Annotated in this window: 25 protein-coding genes and 1 pseudogene; 5 read left to right on the top strand and 21 right to left on the bottom strand. The window is 70.7% G+C overall.

What is annotated here, in order from left to right; translation table 11 throughout:
• The 15 genes from FJ108_13120 to greB all read right to left on the bottom strand — a co-directional run.
• A partial coding sequence (locus FJ108_13120; GenBank protein ID MBM4336831.1) for an adenosylhomocysteinase occupies positions 1-160 on the bottom strand: 160 nt, incomplete at its 3' end.
• Positions 161-172: 12 nt separating this feature from the next.
• Positions 173-1,342, bottom strand: coding sequence for a methionine adenosyltransferase (locus FJ108_13125; protein MBM4336832.1), 1,170 nt, complete (start codon positions 1,340-1,342; stop codon positions 173-175).
• A 38-nt stretch (positions 1,343-1,380) separates the two neighbouring features.
• On the bottom strand, positions 1,381-3,150 hold the full coding sequence (ptsP, locus tag FJ108_13130; protein MBM4336833.1) for a phosphoenolpyruvate--protein phosphotransferase: 1,770 nt from the start codon (positions 3,148-3,150) through the stop codon (positions 1,381-1,383).
• Positions 3,147-3,422: an HPr family phosphocarrier protein gene (locus FJ108_13135; GenBank protein MBM4336834.1), complete on the bottom strand. Its 276-nt coding sequence runs from the start codon at positions 3,420-3,422 to the stop codon at positions 3,147-3,149. The genes ptsP and FJ108_13135 overlap by 4 nt, the downstream gene beginning before the upstream one ends.
• Positions 3,419-3,844 carry a PTS fructose transporter subunit IIA gene (locus FJ108_13140; protein ID MBM4336835.1) on the bottom strand — a complete coding sequence of 142 codons (426 nt, stop codon included), beginning with the start codon at positions 3,842-3,844 and terminating at the stop codon, positions 3,419-3,421. Before FJ108_13140 ends, FJ108_13135 begins: the two co-directional genes overlap by 4 nt.
• Positions 3,841-4,716, bottom strand: a complete 876-nt coding sequence (rapZ, locus tag FJ108_13145; protein ID MBM4336836.1) for an RNase adapter RapZ — start codon at positions 4,714-4,716, stop codon at positions 3,841-3,843. The genes FJ108_13140 and rapZ overlap by 4 nt, the downstream gene beginning before the upstream one ends.
• Positions 4,713-5,258: a hypothetical protein gene (locus FJ108_13150; GenBank protein MBM4336837.1), complete on the bottom strand. Its 546-nt coding sequence runs from the start codon at positions 5,256-5,258 to the stop codon at positions 4,713-4,715. Before FJ108_13150 ends, rapZ begins: the two co-directional genes overlap by 4 nt.
• Position 5,259: 1 nt before the next feature.
• Positions 5,260-5,721 (bottom strand): PTS sugar transporter subunit IIA, encoded by a 462-nt coding sequence (locus FJ108_13155; protein ID MBM4336838.1) that lies wholly within the window; start codon positions 5,719-5,721, stop codon positions 5,260-5,262.
• A gap of 30 nt (positions 5,722-5,751) precedes the next feature.
• The gene (gene rpoN, locus FJ108_13160; GenBank protein ID MBM4336839.1) at positions 5,752-7,212 is read right to left on the bottom strand and encodes an RNA polymerase factor sigma-54; all 1,461 of its coding nucleotides are present in this window, start codon (positions 7,210-7,212) and stop codon (positions 5,752-5,754) included.
• Positions 7,213-7,214: 2 nt separating this feature from the next.
• Positions 7,215-7,940, bottom strand: a complete 726-nt coding sequence (gene lptB / locus FJ108_13165) for an LPS export ABC transporter ATP-binding protein (GenBank protein ID MBM4336840.1) — start codon at positions 7,938-7,940, stop codon at positions 7,215-7,217.
• Positions 7,937-8,506, bottom strand: coding sequence for a hypothetical protein (locus FJ108_13170; GenBank protein ID MBM4336841.1), 570 nt, complete (start codon positions 8,504-8,506; stop codon positions 7,937-7,939). Before FJ108_13170 ends, lptB begins: the two co-directional genes overlap by 4 nt.
• Positions 8,503-9,048, bottom strand: a complete 546-nt coding sequence (gene lptC / locus FJ108_13175; GenBank protein ID MBM4336842.1) for an LPS export ABC transporter periplasmic protein LptC — start codon at positions 9,046-9,048, stop codon at positions 8,503-8,505. Before lptC ends, FJ108_13170 begins: the two co-directional genes overlap by 4 nt.
• Positions 9,049-9,116: 68 nt before the next feature.
• Positions 9,117-9,428 (bottom strand): hypothetical protein, encoded by a 312-nt coding sequence (locus FJ108_13180; GenBank protein MBM4336843.1) that lies wholly within the window; start codon positions 9,426-9,428, stop codon positions 9,117-9,119.
• Positions 9,429-9,563: 135 nt separating this feature from the next.
• Complete coding sequence (locus tag FJ108_13185) at positions 9,564-10,403, bottom strand: acyl-CoA thioesterase II (protein ID MBM4336844.1); 840 nt, start codon at positions 10,401-10,403, stop codon at positions 9,564-9,566.
• Entirely contained in the window at positions 10,400-10,900 is a 501-nt protein-coding gene (gene greB, locus FJ108_13190) for a transcription elongation factor GreB (GenBank protein ID MBM4336845.1), read from the bottom strand. Before greB ends, FJ108_13185 begins: the two co-directional genes overlap by 4 nt.
• Before the next feature lie 25 nt (positions 10,901-10,925).
• Here greB and FJ108_13195 point away from each other — a divergent pair, with 25 nt between their 5' ends.
• A complete protein-coding gene (locus tag FJ108_13195) occupies positions 10,926-12,659 on the top strand; it encodes an FAD-dependent oxidoreductase (protein ID MBM4336846.1) in 1,734 nt (577 codons plus the stop codon).
• Here FJ108_13195 and FJ108_13200 read toward each other — a convergent pair.
• From FJ108_13200 to FJ108_13215, 4 genes are all read right to left on the bottom strand, one after another.
• The gene (locus FJ108_13200) at positions 12,647-13,756 is read right to left on the bottom strand and encodes a PilZ domain-containing protein (protein ID MBM4336847.1); all 1,110 of its coding nucleotides are present in this window, start codon (positions 13,754-13,756) and stop codon (positions 12,647-12,649) included. The genes FJ108_13195 and FJ108_13200 overlap by 13 nt on opposite strands.
• Positions 13,757-13,825: 69 nt before the next feature.
• Positions 13,826-14,218: an SCP2 sterol-binding domain-containing protein gene (locus FJ108_13205; GenBank protein MBM4336848.1), complete on the bottom strand. Its 393-nt coding sequence runs from the start codon at positions 14,216-14,218 to the stop codon at positions 13,826-13,828.
• 82 nt (positions 14,219-14,300) lie between these two features.
• Positions 14,301-15,476, bottom strand: coding sequence for an acyl-CoA dehydrogenase (locus tag FJ108_13210; GenBank protein ID MBM4336849.1), 1,176 nt, complete (start codon positions 15,474-15,476; stop codon positions 14,301-14,303).
• 67 nt (positions 15,477-15,543) lie between these two features.
• Positions 15,544-16,632, bottom strand: a complete 1,089-nt coding sequence (locus tag FJ108_13215; protein ID MBM4336850.1) for an acyl-CoA dehydrogenase — start codon at positions 16,630-16,632, stop codon at positions 15,544-15,546.
• Between the two features lie 26 nt (positions 16,633-16,658).
• Between FJ108_13215 and FJ108_13220 the strand changes: the two genes are divergently transcribed.
• The gene (locus FJ108_13220) at positions 16,659-17,090 is read left to right on the top strand and encodes a CoA-binding protein (protein ID MBM4336851.1); all 432 of its coding nucleotides are present in this window, start codon (positions 16,659-16,661) and stop codon (positions 17,088-17,090) included.
• Here the strand turns inward: FJ108_13220 and nudC are convergent.
• On the bottom strand, positions 17,062-17,979 hold the full coding sequence (gene nudC / locus FJ108_13225; protein ID MBM4336852.1) for an NAD(+) diphosphatase: 918 nt from the start codon (positions 17,977-17,979) through the stop codon (positions 17,062-17,064). The genes FJ108_13220 and nudC overlap by 29 nt on opposite strands.
• Before the next feature lie 154 nt (positions 17,980-18,133).
• On the opposite strand from nudC, the gene FJ108_13230 reads away from it, so the two are divergent.
• Complete coding sequence (locus FJ108_13230) at positions 18,134-18,517, top strand: hypothetical protein (protein ID MBM4336853.1); 384 nt, start codon at positions 18,134-18,136, stop codon at positions 18,515-18,517.
• A 34-nt stretch (positions 18,518-18,551) separates the two neighbouring features.
• Positions 18,552-21,710: a hypothetical protein gene (locus FJ108_13235; protein ID MBM4336854.1), complete on the top strand. Its 3,159-nt coding sequence runs from the start codon at positions 18,552-18,554 to the stop codon at positions 21,708-21,710.
• Positions 21,711-22,106: 396 nt separating this feature from the next.
• Here FJ108_13235 and FJ108_13240 read toward each other — a convergent pair whose 3' ends face one another.
• Positions 22,107-22,970 carry a CPBP family intramembrane metalloprotease gene (locus FJ108_13240; GenBank protein ID MBM4336855.1) on the bottom strand — a complete coding sequence of 288 codons (864 nt, stop codon included), beginning with the start codon at positions 22,968-22,970 and terminating at the stop codon, positions 22,107-22,109.
• A gap of 148 nt (positions 22,971-23,118) precedes the next feature.
• On the opposite strand from FJ108_13240, the pseudogene FJ108_13245 reads away from it, so the two are divergent.
• Positions 23,119-23,220: pseudogene (locus tag FJ108_13245) on the top strand (two pore domain potassium channel family protein).
• Positions 23,221-23,504 lie beyond the last annotated feature (284 nt).

A 23,504-nucleotide genomic window follows, 5' to 3' on the forward strand; every position in this document is an offset into this window, starting at 1 on the left:
CCCTGCCCATGATGCGCGCGCCGCGCAGCGGCTGGCTCGGCGCGTAGCGGGCGCGAAGCGTCATCAGGCCCGGCATCTCGTGCTCGGCGAGCCGGAGCTCCTTGCGGCCCCACTCGGCCAGGCCGAGGTCCGCGACCTTGTAGCGATCGCTCTGGTCCATGCGCGTCTCCTCCTACAGCCCGAGATCGCGCCGCAGGTCGTCGGCTCGGCTGGTCTTCTCCCAGGTGAATGCGTCGCCCGTGCGGCCGAAGTGGCCGTGGAACGAGGTCTGGCGGTAGATCGGGCGCAGCAGGTCGAGCGAGTCGATGATCCCGCGCGGGGTCAGGTCGAAGCGCTTGCGGATCGCCGCCTCGATCTTCTCGTCGTCGACGCGGCCGGTGCCGAACGTGTCGACGCGGATCGAGACCGGCTCGGCCACGCCGATCGCGTAGCTGACCTGGACCTCGAGTCGCTCCGCGGCTCCGGCCGCGACCAGGTTCTTGGCCACCCAGCGGCAGGCGTACGCCGCCGAGCGGTCGACCTTGCTCGGATCCTTTCCCGAGAACGCGCCGCCGCCGTGCCGGCCCATTCCTCCGTAGGTGTCGACGATGATCTTGCGGCCGGTCACGCCCGCGTCCGCGGCCGGACCGCCGATCACGAAGCGGCCGGTCGGGTTCACGAAGATGCGCGTGTTGGCGTCGAGCAGGTTCTTGGGGATCACCGGCCGGATGATGCTGTCGAGCACCTTCGACTTCAGCGGCTCCCACTCGATGTCCTCGTCGTGCTGCGTCGAGAGCACGACCGCCTCGATCCGGGCCGGGCCGCTCGCGCCGTACTCGACGGTGACCTGCGACTTCGCGTCCGGCCGCAGGAAGTCGAGCTCGCCCGACATGCGGCACTCGGCCTGCCGCGCCACGAGCTGATGCGCGAGCATGATCGGCAGCGGCATCAGCTCCTCGGTCTCCGTGCACGCGAAGCCGAACATCATCCCCTGGTCGCCAGCGCCCTGCTCCTTGAACAGGCCCTCGCCTTCCGTCACGCCCTGCGAGATGTCACGCGACTGCCCCTCGAGCGCGACCATGACCGAGCAGGTCTTCCCGTCGAGGCCGTAGGCCGCGTTGTCGTAGCCGATTTCGCAGACGGTCTCGCGCACGACCTCGGGGATGTTGACGCTCACGCCGCGACGGGCCGTGATCTCCCCGGCCACGCAGACGAAAGCGGTCTTGGTCAGGGTCTCGCAGGCGACCCGCGCCTTCGGATCCTGCGTGAGGTAGGCATCGAGGATCGCGTCCGAGACCTGGTCGGCGACCTTGTCCGGGTGCCCCATCGAGACCGATTCCGACGTGAACAGTCTGCGCGCCATGCTTTCCTTCCGCCCCCAATGACCAACGCGGGCGAATCCTAGCCTTGCAGCGCGCTTCGCTCAAACGCGACCGGGAAGCGCTCGCGCATCCGGTCCTCGACGAGCCGCCGGATCTCCTGCGCGCTGCCCAGGCGCAGCACCTCGGCGAGCAGGTCGCGGGCCTCGGCCGCGGTCGAGTCGCGCAGGATGCGCTTCAGCAGCGGGATCGCGAACGGCGCCATCGAGAGCTCTCCGATGCCCAGCGCGAGCAGCACCCAGCAGTGCATCGGCTCGCCGGCCATCTCGCCGCACATCCCCACCACGATCCCGGCCCGGCGCGCCGCCTGACCGATGCGCTGGATCATGCGCAGATGCGCCGGGTGCAGCGGCTCGTACAGGTAGGCGACGTGCTCGTTGCTGCGGTCGACGGCCAGCGTGTACTGGACCAGGTCGTTGGTTCCGATCGAGAGGAAATCCGCGAGCGGCGCGATCAGGTCCGCGATCATCGCGGCCGCCGGAGTCTCGATCATCACGCCCAGCGGAACGGCGCGGTCGAACGCCACCCCCTCGGACGCGAGCTCGGCCTTCACCTGCTCGAGCGTCTCGCGCGCGAACTCGACCTCGGCCTGGCTCGACACCATCGGAAGCAGGATCTTGAGCCGCCCCGACGAGCTGGCGCGAAGCAGCGCGCGGAGCTGGGTGCGGAACACGTCCGGCCGGCTGCGCGACATGCGCACGCCGCGCAGGCCGAGCGCGGGGTTCGGCTCCTCGGAGAGGTCCAGACCGGTCGGCACCTTCTCCCCGCCCAGGTCGAGCGTGCGGATCGTGGCCCCGTGCGGAGCGACCGCCTCGATGATCGCGGTGTAGGCCGCGCACTGCTCGTCCTCGTCCGGCAGGTCGTGGCGATTCAGGAACAGGAACTCGGTCCGGTACAGGCCGATTCCCTCCGCGCCGTAGCGCAGCGCCTCGCGCGCCTCGTCGATCTGGTCGACGTTCGCGAGCAGGCGCATCGCCACGCCGTCCTTCGTCTCGGCGGGCAGGTCGACGTAGCGCAAGAGCTCGCGCGAGACGACCAGCAGGTCGGCGATCCGCTTGCGGTACTCCGCGATCGTGTTCGCGTCCGGGTCCACGATCACGTTGCCGGTGTGGCCGTCGAGGATCAGCATCACGCCGTCGCGAAGCTCGCGCGCCAGCTCGTCGCCGACGCCGACCACCGCCGGGATTCCGAGGCTGCGCGCCATGATCGTGACGTGGGAGGTGCGCGACCCCGTCTCGGTCACGAAGCCCGCGACGCGGCCGCGCGTCACCTGCGCGACCTCGCCGGGGGAGAGGTCCTCGGCGACGACGATCACGCCCGGCGGAGCGTTGCTCAGGCCCTGCGGCTCGCGCCCCATCAGCGCCTCGAGCACGCGGCGCACCACGAATCCGATGTCGCTGGCGCGCTCGCGGATGTACGGATCGTGCATCGACTCGAACACCTGAGCGAGCCGGCGCCACTCGCGCTCGACCGCCCACTCGGCGTTCAGCCCGTGCTCGCGGATGTTCGCCTCCGCGGGCACGATCAGCGTCGGGTCCTCGAGGAAGAGGAACTGCGCGTCGAAGATCGTGCCGACGAGCCCGGTGCCGTGCATGCCGCGGCGGATCTCCTCGAGCTTGCCGCGCGTCTCGCCGAAGGCGCGGCGCAGCCGCTCGACCTCGCCGTCCGCCTGCTCCGGGGCGATCCGGTGCTCGGGGATCACGATCCGCTCGCGGCGCAGCACGTACGCGGGGCCGATTGCGATGCCGGGCGAGACGGGAATCCCGTTGCGCTGGGTTCGGCCGAGCGTCATTCGCCCTCCCCGAAGCGATCCTCCACCAGCCGGGCGAGCGCACCGACCGCGTCCTCCGCGTCGGGGCCTTCCGCGCCGATCTTCACGGAGGTTCCGAGCGAGGCTGCAAGCGTCACGAGCGCGATGATCGATTTGCCGTTCGCGCGCGTTCCGTCGCGCTCGAGCGACACGTCGCTCTTGAAGCGCTCGGCCACCTTCACGAAGGCCGCGGCCGCGCGCAGGTGGAGCCCGAGCTTGTTCCGGATCTCGCAGACCTGCTCGACTCGGCTCACGGGGCGCTCTTGCCGGGCTCTCGGTTTCCGAGCAGGTCGCTCGCGACCGAGATGTTCCGACGCCCGTAGTCACGCGCGAGCTCCGCGAGCTCGTGGATGCCGGTCCCGTCCTTCTGCCGCGCGACCTTCACGAGCATCGGCAGATTGACGCCGGTCACGACCTCGACCCGGCCTTCGTCGAGGAAGGCCAGCGAAAGATTCGAGGGCGTTCCCCCGAACATGTCCACCAGGACCAGCACGCCTCTCCCCTGGTCGACCTCGCGGATCGCCTTGTCGATCTGGGTGCGCATCTCCTCGGGCGCCGTGCTCGCGGGATCGAGTCCGATCGCGCGCACGTGCGGAGTCTCGCCCACGATGTGGCGCAGCGCGGCCACGAACTCGTCCGCCAGCCGGTAATGGGACAGAACCAGTACGCCGATCACGCCTCGCTCCTTCGGGCGCGAGCCACGTCTCTGTGGGTCACGCGGGCCTCAATCTTGCGCTCCCGGAGGTGTCGGTCCAGGGCACCGACCACGGCCACCGAGCGGTGCTGCCCTCCGGTGCAGCCGAGCGCGATGGTCAGGCGGGCCTTCCCCTCCTTCTCGTAGCGCGGGATCAGGAAATCGATGAACTCGCGCAGCTTCGCCATGAACTCGCCCGTGGACGGCGGGTCGAGCACGAAGGCGGCCACCTCGGGCTCGAGCCCGGTGTGGGCGCGAAGCGCGGGCTCGAAGTTCGGGTTGGGCAGGAAGCGCACGTCGATCAGCAGGTCGGCGGCCTCCGGGGCGCCGTGGCGGAAGCCGAACGAGACCAGCTCGATCTCCATCGCCGCGGCGCGCTCGCCCCCGGCGAAGTGGCGCAGGATCTGCCGCTTCAGGTCGTGCACGCTCATGCGTCCGGTGTCGACGACCAGGTCCGCCAGCCGCGCGATCGGAACCAGGAGTTCGCGCTCGCGCGAGATGTCCTCGTAGAGCGATCCGCTGCCGCGCGTGGGGTGGACGCGGCGGGTCTCCGAGAAGCGCTGCGCGAGCACCTCGTCGCTCGCCTCCAGGTAGAGCAGAAGCGTCGCGAGCCCGCTCGACTTAAGCCGCGCGTGGACGTCCGGAAACGCCGCCAGGAAGCTGCGCTCGCGCACGTCGACGGCGACCGCGAGCCGGTCGCTGCCCTCGCGAAACAGCTCGACGAAGGGCTCGAGCAGCACCACCGGCAGGTTGTCGACGCAGTAGAAGCCCAGATCCTCGAGCGCCTTCATCGCGGTGGTCCGGCCCGCGCCCGAGAGCCCCGAGACGATCACGAGCGTCGGCCCGAGACTCACGCCCCCTCCTTCCGAAGGATGGCGAAGACGCGCGCGTCGAGCTCTTCCGCGCCGCTCTTGCCGCGGCTCCGGAGCACGTGGTTGCGCGCGCCCACCTCGACCAGCGAGGCGATGTTCCGGCCCGGCGCGACCGGCAGGTGCAGAACCTCGACGCGGAAGCCGGCCACGTCCTCGGTGCGCCGCTCGAGCCCGATCCTCTCCACCTCGCCCGCTCCCCAGGATTCCAGCCGCACGACCAGCTCGATTCGCGCGCGGTCGGCGACCGAGCCGGGCCCGAACAGGCTCGGCACGTGCACGATGCCGATGCCGCGAAGCTCCAGGTAGTGCCTGACGAGCTCGGGGCTCCAGCCCGCCGGGCCGCCCGCCTCGTCGGGACCGATCAGGACCACGTCGTCCGCCACCAGGCGGTGTCCGCGCATGACCAGCTCGAGCGCGCACTCGCTCTTGCCGATCCCGCTGCCGCCGAGCAGGAGCACGCCGACACCCCCGACCTCGACCAGGCTTCCGTGCATTCGGGCCGGCGCGGATGGGGCGCTCGTCATGCTAGTGCCTCGACTCTTCCTCCTCGATCGCGCGGAAGAGCTCGTCGGTCGACGTCACCTCGCGCAGCCGCGCGCGGAAGCCGTCGATGCCGAGCAGGCGCGAGAGGCGCGCGAGAAGCAGAAGATGCGAGCTGCCCTCGCGACCGGGAGCGACGAGCAGGAAGAACAGGTGCGTCGGCCGGCCGTCGAGCGAATCGAAGTCGACCCCGCCGCGCGAGAGCCCGAAGACGGCGAGCACGCGGTCCAGCGCCTCGATCCGCGCGTGCGGAATCGCGATCCCGTCGCCCATCGCGGTCGTGCCCAGCTTCTCGCGCTCGAGCAGCATGGCGTAGAGCTCGCTGCGGTCCAGGCGAGGGATCGCGCCGGCCAGCGCGTCGGCGAGCTCGCGCAGGACCTCGGGCTTGGTCCGGCCACGGATGTCGACCCGGCAGGCGTCGCGCACGAGGATGTCGGTGAGCTTCATGGCGGAATCCTGGCGTTCGGGGCCGCGAATCTAGCTGATTTGGCGTCGCCTCGTGGAGGACAGGATGCGCAGCGCCTCGCGGTACTTGGTGACCGTGCGCCGCGCGATCTGGATGCTCGAGTCGGAGAGCATCTCGGCGATCTTCTGGTCCGAGAGGGGGTTCTTCGCGTCCTCGTTCTTGATGATCTGCAGGATCTTCTCCTTCACCGACTCCGAGGCGATCCCCTCGCCGTCCCCGGTCCGGATGCTCGAGTTGAAGAAGAACTTCAGCTCGAACAGACCGTGCGGCGTCTGCACGTACTTGGCGGTGGTCACGCGCGAGACGGTCGATTCGTGCATGCCGATGTCGTCGGCCACGTCTCGCAGGTTCAAGGGCCGCAGGTGCTCCGGCCCCTTGTCGAAGAACTGGCGCTGGAAGCGGATGATCGACTCCATCACGCGCACGATCGTGCGCTGGCGCTGATGAATCGACTTGATCAGCCAGATCGCCGAGCGGAGCTTCTCGCGCACGTACTCGCGCGTCTCCTTGCCGTCGCCGTCCTTGCGCGACAGCACGTCGCGGTAGGCCGCCGAGACGCGCAGCTTCGGCATTCCGTCCTCGTTCAGCACCACGTGGTACTCGTCGCCGATCTTGTGCACGTAGATGTCGGGCGTGATGTAGACCGGCTCGTCGCCGGCGTACTGGCGCCCGGGCCGCGGCTCGAAGCTCGCGATCAGCTTGGCCGCCTCGGCGACCTCCTCGACCGATACGTTCTCGAGCCGGGCGATGCCGCGGAAGTCGTGCTTCTGCAGCCCGTCGATGTGGCTCGATACGAGGCGCTGCGCCAGGCCGTCGCCGATGCCGGCGATGCGCATCTGGATCTGCAGGCACTCCTTGAGGCTTCGCGCGGCCACGCCGACCGGATCGAGCTCCTGCACGCGCGTGAGCACGCCCTCGACGGTCGCTTCGTCGCTGCCGACCTCGGCCGCGATCGCGTCGAGCGGCTCCTGCAGGTAACCGTCCTCGTTCAGGTTCCAGACGATCTGCATCGCGATCTCGCGCTCCAGATCGCTCATCTCCAGAAAGCCGATCTGCCAGACCAGGTGGTCGGTGAGCGAGGTCGCGGGCGTCAGGTTCGCGTCGAGCGCGGGGCGGTCGTCGTCGCCGCGCGACAGGCTCGTCTGCGGCCGCGACTCCATGTAGTTCTCCCAGTCGAGGTCGCCGACGATGTCGTCGGTGCTCGGCGTGGAGGTCTCGGTCTCGGGCGGCGCATCGGGCTTGGCGGTGTCGGAGAGCGCGAGCGCCGACTCGTTCTCGTCGCCGCCCACCTCGTGGACCGGCGTCTCCTCGTCGAGCGACTCCTCGAGCACCGGGTTCTCGACCAGCTCCTGCTGGATGGTGTTCACGAGCTCGAGCCGCGAGAGCTGAAGCAGCTTGATCGCCTGCTGCAGCTGGGGCGTCATCACCAGCGACTGCGAGAGGCGGATCGACTGCTTGAGCTCCAGGGCCATCGCTACAACCTGAAGTTCTGCCCGAGGTAGATCTCGCGAACCGTCGGATCCTCGGTGATCTCTGCGGGCGCTCCCTCGCGGATGATCCGCCCGTCCTTGATGATGTAGGCGCGATCGCAGATCGAGAGCGCCTCGCGCACGTTGTGGTCGGTGATCACGATCCCGATCCCGCGCTCGCGCAGCTGCGCGATGATCTTCTGGATGTCGATCACGGCGATCGGATCGATTCCGGAGAACGGCTCGTCGAGGAGCATGAAGCGCGGATCGAGCACGAGCGCGCGCGTGATCTCGACGCGACGGCGCTCGCCGCCGGAGAGCGTGCCGCCCTTCTGCTTGCGCTTGCCGACCAGGTCGAGCTCGGCCAGCAGGTCGTGCGCGCGCTTCTTTCGCTCGCGGCGCGAGGGCTCGAGCGTCTCGAGGATCGCCAGGACGTTCTCCTCCACGGTCAGCTTGCGGAAGATCGAAGGCTCCTGCGGCAGGTACGTGATTCCCTTCCGCGCCCGCATGTACATCGGCAGATCGGTGATTTCCTCCTCACCCAGGTAGACGCGGCCCGAGGTCGGCCGGACCCGCCCGACGATCATGTTGAAGGTGGTGGTCTTGCCGGCTCCGTTGGGGCCGAGCAGACCTACGACCTCGCCGGGCCCGACGGCGATGCTCACGTCGCGCACCGCTTCGCGCGCGCCGAACTTCTTGCACAGGTCACGGGCGTGCAGCGTGGGACTCATCCGCCGCCCGCGCCGGGCTCGCCGGGCTTCGGCGCCTCGGGCTTGGCTCCGGGGCGCTCGCGCACGCGGATCACGACGTCGCCGATCGCGCGCACGGTTCCCTTGCAGAGGTCGAAGTAGATCGCGTTCGCCTCGACGTCGTCGAGGCCGCGGCGCAGCGAGGCGCGGGTGCCCTCGCTCTTGCACTCCGCGGTGCAGGCCACGTTGTCCACCGAGGCCTCGGCGCAGCGAGCCTCGTTCGTGCCCTGCGTCATCACCACCGAGCCGCGCGCGGTGATGCGATCCGGTCGACCCGAGGCGTTCTTGGGATACACCGCCTGCAGCCAGTCGCACTCGAGCCGCATGTCGCCCTGGGTGGCGCGCACGCGCTTGCTGAAGACGACGCTCTCCTGGCCCGACTCGGTCTTCACGCCCTCCGCTTCGTCCGCCGTGATCACCAGCTCGGCGTCCGGCGTGAAGCGCAGTCCCAGTCGATCCGCGGCGTCGCTGGCCGACTTCGGCTCCTGCGCGCGCGCCGGGACGGCCAGCGCCAGAAGCGCGACGAGGATCGCGGTCGGGCGCATCATCGGTTCGCGACCTCCGCGCGGACCTGGCCGATCAGGCGCAGGCGGCGCTCCTCGAGGCCGAGTTCCATTCCGTTCGCTCGAACCAGAAGATCGGCGCGGCGCAGCTCCACCGGCGTCGCGCTCACAAGCTGCCGGCTCGCGGCGAGGTAGCGGAGCTGCTCGGTCGAGAAGCGCTCGCCCTCCTGAGCGGAGCCGCTCACTCCGCCCGAGAGCACGAAGTCGTCCTCGTCGAGCTCGAGCGCGCCGCTCGGAGCGGCGACCTCGATCGGTCCGCGCTCGTTCTCGGAGAACGAGAACTTCACCTGCTCCAGATCCGCGACCCTGGCGGCCAGATCGATCCGCGCGCGCTCCGCCGTGACCGAGAGCTCGCGTTGCTCGCCTCGGTAGCCCTCGAAGATCACGCCCTCGAGCTCGATGGGCGGAAGCTCCGGCGCGGCTCTCCGCGGCGCGTCGAAGCCCGGGAGCCCGGTGCCGCAGCCGAGGCAGACGACGAAGCAGAGAGCCACGGCCATCGGCCCGCTGCTTCCGACCCTCTCCCGCACCGCCGGTTCCGACTCACTCTGCACAAGCAAAAAGCATACCGCGGGAATCCAGCGTGCGCCGCTCGGCCTCAGTCCGCTTCGGGCTCGGAAGAACCGAGGTCTGGCTCCGGCGCCGGCTCCGCGCGCGAGTAGCGCAGCTCCGCTCCGTCGTCGGACTGGGTCTGTACACCAAACAGTGTGCGAAACGGCTCGTGCTGGCCGACCCACCACGCCGGATGGAAGATCAACGTGTCGAGAACGACGCCAAACGGATGCGCGGCGTAGGCGGCGATGCGAAGCGGGTGCCCGGCACGCCGCGGCTCGTAGCGCGTGGGGCCGGCCTGCGCCGGCAGCGAGAGACAGAGCAGCGAGAGCGCGATTGCGACCGCTCGAGCAGACATGCGTGGACTCCTCGGACTTGCGGGTCCCATCGGCACGGCTGCGCCAGAGCTTGGACCCGCGCCACCGGCAGAATCCCCCCGGCCGGGGCGTTCGTCAACCGAGACGGACACTTCGCCCCGGCAGGCGCGCATGCCTCAGGTCTCCAGCAACCCTTCCTGGGCCACCGTCGCAAAGCGCTCGCCGGCGCGCGTGTACATGGCGCCGATCGCCAGGCCCCGCCCCGCGTGCGCCGCCGGGCTGTGACAGTCGTAGGCGAACCAGTCGGAGATCCGCGGAGCCCCGTGCAGCCAGACCGCGTGGTCCAGGCTCGCCGGCGGATGCTCCGACCACTCGAGCGCGTGCGGGCGCCCCGCGCAGCGAAGCAACGCCCGATCGCTCGCGTAGACGAGCAGCGCCGCCTGGAGCAGCGGGTCGCTCGGAAGCTCGCCGCGCGCGCGCATCCAGATCGCGCGCGAAGGCGCCGAGCGCGCGCGAGGCGCGTCGCGTTCGGGCTCGACCACGCGAACGTCGAAGGCCTCGGCGCCGCCGCGGCGACGCGGCATGGCGACGAGTCGCGCGCGCACGTCCTCCCAATCCTCGAGCTGCTCGGGCGGCGGCAGAGCGGGTGCGGGATCCTGGTGGAAGACACCCTGCGACTTGCGCGAGAAGCTCGCGAGCATCTCGAAGATCGGCCGGGCGCCCTGCTCCGCGACCACGCGGCGGCTCGAGAAGCGCCGTCCGTCCCGGATCCGCTCGACGCGGTAGTCGATCGGAACGTCGCCGCGCCCCGCGCGCAGGAACCAGGCGTGTAGCGAGTGGAGCTCGCCCGAATCGACGCTCCGGCCCGCGGCCACCACAGACTGCGCCGCGACCAGGCCTCCGAAGAGTCGGCCTCGCGAGCGGCCGGCGGCCGCCGCGAAGCGATCCTCCGCCACGGCGGGCAGGTCGATCCGGCGCACGAGCCGCGCGATCGGCGTGTCGGCGCCCGCGCTCATCGGCTCTCGTAGCGGATCTCGAGCAGCGTGTAGCACGCGCGCCCGGCGGGGCGCTCGACCGCGATCTCGTCCCCCGCGGACTTGCCCAGCAACGCGCGCCCGATCGGAGACTCGACGCTGATCAGGTTGCGGTCCACGTCGCTCTCGTCCGGGCCGACCAGCCGATAACACAGCTCGGTGCCGGACTCGTCCTCGAGCGTCACCCAGGCTCCGAAGTAGACCCGGTCGCGCGCGACCAGACCCGGCTGCACGACCTCGAGCAGGTCGAAGCGCTTGCGCAGGAATTCGATCCGGCGGTCGATCTCGCGCAGGCGCTTCTTGCCGTAGATGTACTCCGCGTTCTCCGAGCGATCGCCCAGCGCTGCGGCGGCCGCCACCTCGCGCGTGACCCGCGGGCGCTCCACGCGCCAGAGCTGCTCGAGCTCCGCCTGAAGCTTTTTCGCGCCCTCCGGCGTGATGTGAACCTTGCGACCCCCCGCTTGCGCCACCGCGGCCATGATACGCGACGCGGGGCCGCGAGCTGTGCTCCAATCGCGAGATGACCACACTCCGCTTGTTCCCGCTCGGATTGGCGCTCGCCATCTGGCTGCTCTCGCCCGCCTCGCGCGCGGACGCTCCCGACTGGAGCGCGCTCGCGGACGAGAGCGTGATCGAGGTGCTGACCCACGACGCGGACGGCGACCTGCGCGAGACCAAGGTCTGGGTCGGCGTGGTCGACGGCGTGGGCTACGTGCGCACCAGCGACACGCGCTGGCGCGCGAACATCGAGCGCGACGCCGACGTCGTGGTGAGGATCGCGGAGCAGGAGTATCCGCTTCGCGCGGAGCTCGTGAGCGACACTGCGCTTCGCGCGCGCGTGAACGAGGTGTTCCGCGCCAAGTACGGCCTCACCGATCGGATTCTCGGCTGGTTCGGAAACGAGGGCGGCAAGTACCAGCTCGCGCTCTTGCCGCGGCCCGCGAGCCCGGAGAAGTGAGCGAGCCCGCGCCGATCCACGAAGCCGCGCGCGATCTGCCCCTGCTCGCGCGCGCGGACGTGTTGGTCGTCGGCGGCGGCACGTCCGGCGTCGCGGCGGCGGTCGCGGCGGCGCGCTCGGGGGCGCGCGTGGTGCTCGCCGAGGCCTCGAGCTCGCTCGGCGGGCTCGCGACGAACGGGTTGATCGCGCTTCTGCTCACGCTCGACGACGGGCGCGGCCGGCAGGTGATCGCGGGGCTGTGCCAGGAGCTGGTCGAGCGCATGAGCGCGGCTGGCGGCGCGTTCGCACCGCCGCGCGAGCACTGGGGCCGTTCCGATTCCGAGCTCGTGCAGCGCTACGCGCGGCTCGGTCTCGTCTGGGGCGGTGCGCGCGCCGAGCACGTGGTGCGCTACTCGGTCGCCTACGACCCCGAGATCATGCGCGAGGCGCTGAACGCGCTCGCGAGCGAGGCGGGCGTCGAGGTGCTGTTCCACGTCTGGGGCGCGCGCGCCCTGCTCGACGGGCCGCGCATCGCAGCCGTGGCGTTCGAGTCGCGCGCGGGACGCCAGGCGATCGCCGCGGACGTCGTGATCGACGCGACCGGCGACGGGCACGTGCTCGCATCGGCGGGCTGCGCCTTCGAGCTCGAGCGCGTGCACCCCTGGCTCTGGTTCCGGATCGGCGGCGTGAGCGACGTCGACGCCGCGATCGAGGCGGGTGCGCCGATCTTCCGCACCACGAATCCGGGCCAGGCCCTGCTCCCCTGGGGAAGCATGGCGCGGATCGACCGGCGCATCGACGCCACCGATCCGCGCGAGCTCAGCTATGCCGAGCTCGAGTGCCGCCGCCTGGTCATGGAGGAGTTCCGCGGGCTGCGCTCGCGCTTCGCGGAGCTTCGCGACGCGCACCTGTGTGAGATCGCGCGCCTGATCGGAATCACCGAGAGCCGGCGTCTGGTCGGGCGCCGGGTGCTGCGCCGCGAGGACCGCCAGAAGCCACAGCCCGACGCGATCGCGATCACCGGGCACTGGACCAAGTACGGCGCGGTCTACGCGATCCCGTACGGGTGCCTCGTGCCGAACGAGATCGAGAATCTGCTCGCCACCGGACGGTGTATCTCCGTCGACCACCAGACCCACAACGCGACCAAGGAGATCCCGCCCGCGCTCGCGACCGGCGAGGCCTCCGGCGTCGCGGCAGCGCTTGCGCTGGCCCACCGCGGGCGCGTCTTCGCGGTCGAGCCCGACGAGATCCGGACGCGGCTCCGCGAGCGCGGAGCGATGGTCGACTACGCCTTCTGAGGCATCACTCGCGAGAGCACGACGCCGCCGCCGGACCCGGTCTCCCCGTCGAGCGACTCGAGCAGGGGAAGCGCGGCGACGAGCTTCGCCAGCGCGCGGAGCTGCGACTCGCTGGCGTTGCGGAACGCCAGCCCCAGCCCGCGCGGACCGTGGTCCGCGACGACCTCGGCTTCGAGCGTGAGCGGAGCGCCCGAGTCGGCGCCGTACAGCCCGAGCGCGATGCGGATGCCCTTTCGGAGCCCCGGCTGGCGCGCGATGCGGATGCCCGAGACCGAGAGGTCGTGCCCGAGGACGACGCGCGGCGTGCCAGCGTCCGAGGCGGCGAGCGCCGCGATGCGGCGGCGGTAGGCGCGCCGCTCCGCGCGGCGACGCTCGCGCTCGCGAGGATTCGCAAGCGCCGAGATCCGGGTCGCCGGATGCGTGCCGCAGAGGATCGCGCCGAGCGCGGCGGCCGCTTCCGCGGTGAGCGGATCGAGCTCGACGCCGACCGAGCAGCCCATCTTTGCCGCGCGCCCCCCGCCGAGCTCCACGCGCGCCACGCGACCCGACAGACACTCGAGCCCGCCGCCGCAGAGCTCGAGCGGTAGCTCGAACTCGAGTCGATCGCCGACGGAGAACAACGCCTTCGTGCGCAGGCGTGCGCCGGTCCGCGACAGGTCCAGAAGCTTCGCGAACTCGACCTGCTTGCCGTGGCGCAGCGTCACCTCGACGCCGACCGGCAGCCGTGCGACCACGCGCTGCTCACGGCGGTCGTGGAGCAGCATCTCGATCAGCAGCCGCAGCGACTCCTGGTCGACGGCGCTGTTCACCAGGTAATGGACTCCGAGCTCGCGAAGCCGCGAGCGCAGCTCCTGGAAATCCTGACCGTGGACGCAGAGCCAGATCGGCGCCGCCGCGCCCGCCACGGCTGGAGCCGGCTCCGACAGGGCCTGCGCCCTGCGGCCGGTCGTGATCAGCAGATCGCGAGGCCGCGGGACGTCCGTCGGATCCGCGACGCGACGGCAGAGCGCGAAGTCCGCACCGAGCCGCTCCAGGATCACGCGAACGCGATCCAGCTCGCCGTCATCGAGCAGAACGACCGAAGGATGGCCGGCCACGTCCCGGTTTTCGGCCGGCGCGCGACCTCACTTGAAGGGTCGCGCGCGGCCGAGCCGGAACGCCGTGAGTCAGGCCGTGGTCATCTCTTTGATCAGCTGCGAGACCTTCTGGGCCTCGGGGCTCGGCGGGCCTGCCATCTGCATCTGCATCAGCTTGGCCATGTCGCCCTCGACCCGGATCTGACCGGACATGAACGCCGACATCACCGCCTGCTGGTTCTGGTCGATCAGCATCGCGCGGGCGGTGTCGAACGGGATCACGAGCTTCGTCGGCGCGTCGGCCGCATGACCCTTCACGAGTCGTCCGGCCTCCATGCGAAACGCCACCTCGCCGCTGGGGCCGCCGGTCACCTGCATGTTGATCTTCAGGTCCTTGATCGCCGGCGGAACCGGGGGGTTCACTTCGTTCTGGATCTTCTCCGTCTGGCTGAACCAGCCGTCGGAGAGGAAGGTCTCTGCCATCTGTGGATCTCCTCTGGGTTCGAAGCGGGGGAATTATCGACTCGGGCGGCCGGCCAAAGCAAATCTCGACGACGAGCGGTGGCTAGCGCAGCTGCGACGAGGAGTACTCGAGGATCCTGCGCGCGACGATCAGCTGGTTGATCTGCTGGGTGCCCTCGTAGATGTCGTTGATCTTCGCGTCGCGCATCCACTTCTCGACCAGCAGCTTCTTGGAATAGCCCGGCGGTCCGAGCAGCTCCACGGCTTTCTGCGTGATCTTGGTGACGACGAGACCCGCCTTCGCCTTGGCCATCGACGCCTCGAGGCTGTTGGGCCGACCGCGATTCATCATGCTCGCGGCGCGCCAGGTCAGAAGCCGCGCGGCCTGCAATTCGGCTTGCATGTCGATCACGTCGCGCTCGAGCGCGGTCTGCGAGCGCGGCGGCGAGTCGTAGCGGATCTCCACGCCCTGTCGCGCGAGCTCCTCGACCAGGAAGTCGAGCGCGGCTCGGCCCACGCCGACCGCCATCGCGGCCACGATCGGCCGACTGGCGTCGAAGGTCGCCATCGCGCCCTTGAAGCCCTTGTCGCCGGCGCGCGCGGGCTCGGCCTTCTTCTCCGCCTTCGCTCTACCGCCGAGCAGGTTCGCCGACGCGACGCGGCAGTCCTCGAAGACCAGCGTCGCGGTGTCGGAGGCGCGGATGCCGAGCTTCTTCTCGAGCCCGACCAGCTTCATGCCGGGGGTCTTCGCCGGCACCACGAACGACTTGATTCCGCCGCGCCCCAGCGTCTTGTCGACCGTCGCCCAGACGACCACGAATCCGCCCTCGATCTGCGAGGCGCCCTCGCCCGCGGTGCAGAAGATCTTCGTGCCGTTCAGCACCCACTCGTCGCGCTCCGCGTCGTAACGGGCGCTGGTCTGGATCGCCGCGGAGTCCGAGCCCGCGCTGGCCTCGGTGATCGCCATCGCGCCCCAGATCGGGTGCGGCGATTCGCGAAACGGCCGCAGGAAGCGTTCCTTCTGCTCGGGCGTTCCCGCCGCGGAGACGGCCGAGCCGCCCAGCGCCGCGGTCGGCATGCGCAGGTACAGCCCCGCGTCGCCGAAGCAAAGCTCTTCGGCCTGGATGCAGACCTGCACGAAGCCGTCGGTGGCGCCGCCCAGGCTCCCGGGCGCGCCCTTGCGACCCGTCTGCCAGTAGTAGTCGACCCACTCGGTGGGCAGCGCGTGCTCGTCCTCGTCGTAGCGGCGCGAGACGGGGCGCATCTGCTCGAGCGCCATGCGCCGGTAGAACTCCCGGGCCTTGCGGCTGTTCTCGGTCGGCTCGAAGTCGATCACGGACGTCCCCCTACACCAAACTGAGTGCTTCGAAGCAGGCGAAGCCGCGCGCGTTGCGCAGCAGCAGCTCGGGCAGGTACTCGCGGATGTAGCCGTGCCCGCCGAAGACCTGCACCGCGCCGTCCGTCACCTCGAGAGCGACGCGGCGCACCTGCTGCATCGCGAGCGTCGCCTCGCGGGTCGCGTCTTCGCCGCGATCGAGCCGCCAGGCCGCCTCCCAGACCAGGAGCCGCGCGCCGTCGATCTCGATCGCCATGTCGGCGAGCTTGAAGGCCATCGCCTGCTTGGTCGCGATCGGCGCGCCGAACGCGTGGCGCTCCTTCGCGTAGTCGCGCGCGAGCTCGAAGGCGGCGCTCGCCACGCCGACCGCGAGCGCGGCGAGCCCGACCCGTCCGCGCGCGACCAGCGCGCGCGCGGAGCCGTCAGGCGCGCCGTCCAGACGCGCCTCCGCGGGCAATTTCACGTCGTCGAGCGAGAGCTCCGCGGTCGGCAGCGCGCGAATGCCGAGGTACGCGTCCGGCGTGGCGCGCAAGCCAGCGGCTTCGCTCGGCACGACGAAGCCCGCGAGCGTCTCGTCGACGCTGGCGAGCACGAGCACGTGTCTCACGGTCTCGGGCCAGGGCACCAGGCACTTCGCGCCGTCGAGCCGCCAGCCGTCCGCGGTCCGGCGCGCCTGCGTGCGCGGACGGTACGGGTCGGAGTCGAAGCGCGGCTCCTGAAGCGCGAGCGTGCCGAGGGCGCCGGGGCTCGCGATCAGCGCGGGAAGCAGCCGCGCCTTCTGCGCCTCGCTGCCGAGGTCCGCGACCGGGTAGGCGAGAAGTCCGGGCGCCAGGATCGCGAGCGCGATCGACAGGTCTCCGTGCGCGAGCTCCTCGGCGACCAGCGCTCCGGTCAGCGCGCTGCGCTCCCCTCCGCCGCCGTACGCCTCGGGCAAGCCGTTCGCGATCAGGCCCAGCTCGTGCGCGCGCGCGAGCACATCCTCCGGGATCTTCCCGGACTCGTCTGCGTCGCGCGCCCGCGGGCGGATCTCTCCGCGCGCGAACTCCGCAACGGTGTCTCGGATCAAGGCCTGCTCTTCGGTGGGCTCGAAGTCGATCACGCTCGCGATTATGTCAGACTCGCGCCGTGGCGAAGCGCGCCAGCGACGAAGAGATCCGCGAGATCCTCGAGCAGACCCGGACGATCGCCCTGGTCGGAGCGAGTCCGCGGCCGGAGCGAGACAGCCACGAGGTCATGGCCTACCTGCAGTCGCGCGGCTACCGCGTGATCCCCGTGAATCCGGCCTGCGCCGGCCAGACGATCCTGAACGAGCGCGTGCGCGCGAGCCTCGCGGAGATCGACGAGCCGATCGACCTGGTCGACGTGTTCCGGAACTCGGAGGCCGCAGCGGCGGTGATCGACGAGGCGATCGCCGTGCGCGCGAAGGCGGTCTGGACCCAGCTCGGCGTCGTGAACGAGCCCGCCGCGGAGCGCGCGCGAAGCGCCGGACTCGCGGTGGTGATGGATCGCTGCCCGAAGCTCGAGATCCCTAGGCTTTCGATTCCGCCCAGACCTTGATCAGGTGGTGCGCGATCGCCATCGGCGGCGGCACGAAGAAGCCGACGTCGGCGCTCGGATCCTCGAGCGCACGCAGCACCGTCTCGCGCGGGAACCAGCGCACGTCCTCGAGCTCGCTCCGATCGACCGTGATCGCCTCGCCGAGCGCCTGGGCCATGCAGCCGATCATCAGCGAGGACGGAAACGGCCAGGGCTGCGACGCCTGGTAGCGGACCTCGCCGACCGGCACGCCGGCCTCCTCCATCACCTCGCGGCGCACCGCGTCCTCGAGCGTCTCGCCCGCCTCGACGAACCCCGCCAGCGCCGACCACATCTTCGCGGGCCAGCCGGCCTGGCGGCCGAGCAAACAGCGCGCGCCGTCGTGCACGAGCATGATCACCACCGGATCCGTGCGCGGGAAGTGCTGCGCGTCGCACTCGTCGCACTCGCGCAGGTAGCCGGCCTCCTTCACGGCGGTCGACTTGCCGCACACCGCGCAGAAGCGGTGCCGCGCGTGCCAGTCCAGCATCTGCCGGCCCTGCGCCACGATCGAGGCCTCGCCGGCCGGCAGGCTGGCAGCGATCATGCGCACGTCGGCGAAGTTCGCCTCGCCCGCGAGCCCGAGCTCCGTCACCGGATCGTGTAGGGGCGAGAGGTCCACCGCGAAGTGCGCCTGGCCGTCGCGCAGGCCCAGGTAGACCGGCCCGGTGCGCACGTCCATCATGGCGCGGATGCCCGGGTTCGCCCAGGCCAGCGCGGGCCCGGCCGCCTTGACCAGCACGTTCAGGCGGTGGAACGGCAGGAAGCGGCTGGACTCGTTCGAGAGCGCCGCGTCGAGCCAGGCGGCGTCGCGGCGCAGATGACTGGTCCGGTCCAGGGAGCTCGCGGCAAACACCAACGGTTTCGACATCGACGCCGGAGCGTACACGAACGCGCAGGGCCTGCGCAGAAGCGAACGCCCACGACTCCACGGTACGCACGGCTCAAACTCCGCCGCGTCCGCGCCGAAACGGAATGCCGAGGGGGAGGTCCGGGGGCCGCTCGAAGGCGGCAGGGAGTCGGTCGTGGCAACCAATGGCAAGCACAAGGCCCTCGAGCGGGAGTTCGAGGATCTGCTCCTCGACGTACTCGATCAGGACTACGACCTCGCGGTCCGCCGCCGCGACGACTCGCTCGAGAGGCGCCGCCGCGACCTGGCGACGCTCTCGTTCTCCTACCGCTGGTTCGGCGCGCGCGAGGCGCGCGCAGTGGTGCGCGTGGAGGGCTCGCGGGACTTCAAGGCGATCCTGCCGATCGACGCGAGCTCACCGGAGGACATGCGGCGCTCCGCCGAGGACTGCGAGTCACTGGTGCTGTTCCTGTCGGAGTGGCTCGAGCGCAAGCGCGAGGAGTCGCTGGAGGTCGCGGCCAGCGGGAAGATCCGCTGGGGTCGGCGCGAGGACGACTGAGCCCGGGCCAAGCCGTGTGGTATAGACTCCCGCGATGAGCGACGAGCGAGAGACCGCGCAGCCGATTCCCGCGGCACTTCTGGTCGCGATCGTCGCCTGCTTCTTCCTGTCGGGCGCGGCGAGCCTGGTGCTCGAGGTGGTCTGGTCGCGGCTGCTGCGCCTGGTGTTCGGCACCACGACGCTCGCGATCTCGACGATTCTGGTCGCGTACATGGCCGGGCTGGGCAAACGCGGGCTGATCGGCGGCCGCATCGCCCTGCGCATGCGCAACGGAGTTCGCGCGTACGGCGCGATCGAGATCGCGGTCGGGCTCTATGCGCTTTCGATGCCTCTGCTCTTCTCGTTCTTCCCCGACCTGGCGCGGGCGCTGCTCGCGGATCTCGCCTTCTGGCCCTCGGTGCTGGCCCGCTTCGCGCTCGCGTTCACGGTCCTCTGCGCGCCGACGATCGGAATGGGCCTGACCCTGCCGCTGCTCACGCGCGCGCTCGTCCGCGACGAGCGCGCCGGAGCGGGAATCGCCCTGCTCTACGGGCTGAACACGCTGGGCGCGGTGAGCGGCGTCTTCCTCGCGACGTTCCTCCTGCTGCCCTGGCTCGGGGTCACGGGCGCAAACCACGCCGGCGCGCTCGCCTACCTCGCGCTCGGCGTCGTGGCACTTCTGCTCTCGCGCTCGCCTTCGACGAGCTCCGCTCCGGTTCCCGCAGCCGCGCCGGTGCAAGAGCGACTGGCGCGCTGGAATCCCGCCCTGCTCGCCTACGGGACGATCGGCTTCACCTCGCTCGTCTACGAGGTCACCTGGACGCGCGCGCTCTCCATGGTGATGGGCTCGTCGATCTACGCCTTCGCCTGCATGCTCGCGTCGTTCCTGTTCGGGATCGCCGCGGGGTCGCTGCTGGCGCGCGGGCTCGTCGATCGGCTGCGCCGCCCGCTCCTCGTCTACGCGCTGGGGATCGCGGCGGTCGGACTGCTCTCGCTGGTCTCCCTTTCGCTGCTTCCGCTCCTGCCGGGCGCGTTCATGGCGTTGGTGCGGCGCTTCGGCGGCACGGCGGGGACGCTCGCGCTCTCGCAGTTCGCCGTGGCCTCCTGCGCGATGCTGCCGCCCGCGCTCGTGCTCGGGGCGCTCTTCCCGCTCCTCTCGCGCGCGCAGACCGCCGCAAGCGGCGCATCGCCGGCCGTCGGCGACGTGTACTTCGTGAACACGATCGGCTCCGCGCTCGGCGCGTTCAGCGCGGGCTTCGTGCTCCTGCCGTGGCTCGGGCTGCGCGGCACGGCGGCGGTCGCGATCGCCGTGAACGCGCTCGCCTGCGCCGGGCTGCTGTTCTGGCACGGACACGCGAGCGCGGTGCTGCGCCTCGCGCTCGGCGCGATCCCGCTCGCCTTCGCCGCCGTGATCCTGGTCTACCCGCCGCCGCTCGACACCCGGCCGCTCGCGATGGGCGGCTTCGTGCCCGAGGCCGTGTTCACGCAGGCGCACGACGTGGCGGAGCTATCGGGCGTCGAGGACGAGAAGGTCCTCTTCTACCGCGACGGTCTGTCCGCGACGGTGTCGGTGCACCGCTACCGCGGCGAGACCGCGTTGCACATCAACGGAAAGGCGGACGCCTCCTCGCGCGTGGACATGCCGACACAGGTGCTGCTCGCGCAGACGCCGCTGCTCTTCGGCAAGCCGGCAAAGAAGGTGCTCGTGGTCGGCTGGGCCTCGGGCGTGACGGTCGGATCGGTGCTGCGCCACCCGGTCGAGCGCCTCGACGCGGTCGAGCTCGAGCCCGCGATGCTCGAGGCGTCGCGCTTCTTCGACGAGCTGAACGGAAAGCCGCTCGACGACCCGCGCGTGCGCGTGATCGTCGACGACGCGCGCTCGTACCTGGCGAACACCCGCGAGAGGTACGACGTGATCATCTCGGAGCCCTCGAACCCGTGGCTCTCGGGCGTCGCGAACCTGTTCACGCGCGAGCACTTCCGGAAGGCGCGCGAAGCGCTCGCGCCGGGCGGCCGGCTGCTGCAGTGGCTGCCCCTGTACGCGACCGATCCGGACGTGCTGCGCGCGATCCTGGCCGCGCTGCGCAGCGAGTTCCCGTACGTCTACGGCTTCGTGCTCGACCGCGCGGTTCCCGACCTGATGCTTCTGGCGACGACCGAGCGGCTCGACCCGTCGGACGTGCCGAGCTTCGAGTCGCTCCCTCCCGCGGTGCGCTCGGATCTGTACCGCGTCGGCACGCGCTCGACCGCCGAGGTCTGGAGCCTGCTGCGGCTCCTGCCCGAGGACGTCGACGCGCTGATCGCGGGCTTTCCCGTCACCAACGGCGACGACAACCTGTTCGTCGAGCTGCGCACGCCGTGGCTGCTCTACGCCGACCAGTTCGCGGCGCCAGGCGAAGGTCCGATGGAGCGGACCTGGGCCGCGATCGACGCCTTCGGCCCCGCCAGCGCGCGCCTGCTCGAGTCCGCGCCCGCGGCGGCCGCGCGCCCGCGCGTCGGGGAGCTCGCGCTCTCGCACCTCGCGGTGCGCCACGACGACGTGGCCAGCGCCGCGCTCGCGGAGCTCGCGGGCGCGTCGGGCGAGGCGATCGCCGTGCGCCAGCTCCTCGCGCCGGCGAGCGATCCGGCCGAGTACGCGGCCGCACTCGACCGCGCTCTCGAGCTCGAGCCCGAGAGCTTCCCCGTGCGCGCGATCCGCGCGCGCGCGCGACTGCGCCAGGGCGAGCTCGAGTCCGCGCTCGCCGACGCCGACGCCGCGCTCGCGCTGCGGCCCGACGACCCCGCGACGCTCGTGCTTCGCGCCTCGATCCTGCTCCGCGCCGGCCGCGCGGAGGACGCGCGGCTCGCGCTCGAGCCGGTGCGAGCGACGGAGTACTGGCAGATGCAGCCGGCGCTCTGGCTTCTCGCCGGACAGGTGGAGCTCGCGCTGCTGCGCTTCGACGAGAGCCGCGCGTCGCTCGAGCGCTACGCGGAGTCCGAGCCCGGACTCGCGCTGGTCTGGCAGCTGCTCCAGAACGTCTACCTCGCGCTCGAGCTCGACGGCCTGGCCTACCGCGCGAAACACAACCTCGCCGTGAATCTGTACATGGTCGGCCTGGACGCCGAGCGAAGCGGCGACATCGCGCGCGCACGCGACGCGCTGCAGCGCGCGCTCGACGTCGCGCCCGACTACGAAGCCGCGAAGCAGGCGCTCGCGCGGCTCTCGAGCGGCTGAGACTGGCGACCCAGGCAGGATTCGAACCTGCCCTCCGTGCCAACGTAGCCGAGACACCCAGGGCTTCGGAATTCAGTGTCGAGGGCGATCGAGGGATCTACGATGGCGATCGCGATGGAAGTGCGCGACACGGAAGTGGTGGCGAAGGCGACACGGCGGCGGTTCACCGCCGACTACGAGCGGGAGGTGTTGCAGGAAGCGGATCGAGCGACGGCACCGGGGGAGATCGGCGCGCTGCTCCGGCGCAAGGGGTCGTACTCCTCGCATCTCGCGAGCTGACGAGCCGCACGGGAACACCCCGTTCGTGCGAATCTCGTCGGCATGCCGGCGTCGGTCGCCGTTGGCGCTTCCTTCCCTTCCGGCTCGGGCTGGATCGCGGCAGCGGGGCTGAGTTCGTCATGACGTCCGCTCTCGGCCGCCAGAACCCCTCTGATTTTTCGTATCCCCCGATCGGTCTGGCGTCTGAAGGCTGGACGTTGACGACAGCACCTCGGTGGCGCCAGCGCCGCGTTCGAAGTAGTCACGGCGTTCAAGCAGCACGAGGGCCGCGGCCAGACCGGCGAAGATCACGCTGTCCCAGGGCTGGGCATCGGGCCACGCCGGCCCGTTGACCTGGAAGTGGAAGAGCGCCGCCACCAGCAGGCTACCCCGCGCTGCATTGAACATCGGCGTGAGGATCAGCGACAGCGCCACGCATCCAAGGAAGAACCCCGGCAGCGACCAGTTGCTCTGCGGCGTGCCGCTCAGAAAGAACGCCGGCACATGCCACAGCGCCCAGATCACGCCCAACCACAGCCCGGCCCAGAACGGCGCAAGCTGGCGCTGCAGCAGCGGCAGCGCCAGGCCGCGCCAGCCGATCTCCTCGACCGGGCCGATGGCGAGCGTCGTCAGCAAGGCCGGCAACAGCAGCCACCAGGGATCGAATGGAAACGGCGCCCCGATCGTGCCCTTGATCGCCGCGCCGGCATACGACACCAGCGGCAGCCCCACGATCAACAGCAGCCACCAGCCCCAGGGCATCCGCCACACCAGCATGCGGCGCAGGAAGGGACCGAGACCTGCGAAGCCGTGGTGATGCACGACAAGGCTCAGCGCCGAGAGCGCCGGGGCATACACAGCGAGGATGAACAGCGGGTTCGTGTAGCCCAGCTTGCCGAACATGGCCTCGGCCTGCGCCGTGAACAGCACGAACAGGACCAGAACGCCCCAGGAGATCGCGAAAGTCAGGATGAAGAAGATGAACAGGGTGCGACGCGTCATGCGGTTCCTTCATCGATCTTCCGGGCCATTCGCGCTTCCTTCCCCGTTGGCTCGGGCTGGATCGCAGCAGCGGGGCTGAGTTTGTCATGACGTCCGCTCTCGGCCGCCAGAACCCCTCTGATTTTTCCGATCCCCCGACCCGACGGCCTATTTCAGCTTCACGACGCTCACGACCGTGGGCTGCGGCGACGTGACGCCGCAGATTCCGCTCGCGCTCGAGCTCTCGCCACACCCCGACGCAAAGGGGTGACGAAGTCCGCGATGCCGGCGCGTGCCGGACCCGAGGTCTCGAGCTCGTTCACGGCGCTCGGTCTGCCGGGAGCGCCGAGCGGCGCGCTGGCGCGCGACGTCCGGCTCGCGCGGCTGCGGCCATCCCGTCGACGGGTATCCAAGTGCGCTTCGTTGACCGTACCCCGAAGGGACGGCTAGCCCGCATTTCTCACCACGGTGATCCGTAGGTGGTCGCGGTGCGCTGCGAGGGCGTCGGCGGTGGTGGCTCGGCGGCCGAGGGCCAGCGGCGGCCTTCGAGGGGGG

The organism is Deltaproteobacteria bacterium, from assembly GCA_016875225.1.
In the GTDB taxonomy this organism is placed as follows: domain Bacteria; phylum Myxococcota_A; class UBA9160; order SZUA-336; family SZUA-336; genus VGRW01.

Coding starts and splice junctions, on each gene's coding strand:
- ptsP (MBM4336833.1), bottom strand. CDS start 3,150: ATGACGCTCGGCCGAACCCAGCGCAACGGGATTCCCGTCTCGCCCGGC.
- FJ108_13235 (MBM4336854.1), top strand. CDS start 18,552: ATGAGCGACGAGCGAGAGACCGCGCAGCCGATTCCCGCGGCACTTCTG.
- FJ108_13125 (MBM4336832.1), bottom strand. CDS start 1,342: ATGGCGCGCAGACTGTTCACGTCGGAATCGGTCTCGATGGGGCACCCG.
- greB (MBM4336845.1), bottom strand. CDS start 10,900: ATGGCCGCGGTGGCGCAAGCGGGGGGTCGCAAGGTTCACATCACGCCG.
- nudC (MBM4336852.1), bottom strand. CDS start 17,979: ATGTCGAAACCGTTGGTGTTTGCCGCGAGCTCCCTGGACCGGACCAGT.
- FJ108_13205 (MBM4336848.1), bottom strand. CDS start 14,218: ATGGCAGAGACCTTCCTCTCCGACGGCTGGTTCAGCCAGACGGAGAAG.
- FJ108_13185 (MBM4336844.1), bottom strand. CDS start 10,403: ATGAGCGCGGGCGCCGACACGCCGATCGCGCGGCTCGTGCGCCGGATC.
- FJ108_13180 (MBM4336843.1), bottom strand. CDS start 9,428: ATGTCTGCTCGAGCGGTCGCAATCGCGCTCTCGCTGCTCTGTCTCTCG.
- FJ108_13155 (MBM4336838.1), bottom strand. CDS start 5,721: ATGAAGCTCACCGACATCCTCGTGCGCGACGCCTGCCGGGTCGACATC.
- lptB (MBM4336840.1), bottom strand. CDS start 7,940: ATGAGTCCCACGCTGCACGCCCGTGACCTGTGCAAGAAGTTCGGCGCG.
- FJ108_13210 (MBM4336849.1), bottom strand. CDS start 15,476: ATGGCGCTCGAGCAGATGCGCCCCGTCTCGCGCCGCTACGACGAGGAC.
- FJ108_13170 (MBM4336841.1), bottom strand. CDS start 8,506: ATGATGCGCCCGACCGCGATCCTCGTCGCGCTTCTGGCGCTGGCCGTC.
- rpoN (MBM4336839.1), bottom strand. CDS start 7,212: ATGGCCCTGGAGCTCAAGCAGTCGATCCGCCTCTCGCAGTCGCTGGTG.
- FJ108_13150 (MBM4336837.1), bottom strand. CDS start 5,258: ATGACGAGCGCCCCATCCGCGCCGGCCCGAATGCACGGAAGCCTGGTC.
- FJ108_13240 (MBM4336855.1), bottom strand. CDS start 22,970: ATGACGCGTCGCACCCTGTTCATCTTCTTCATCCTGACTTTCGCGATC.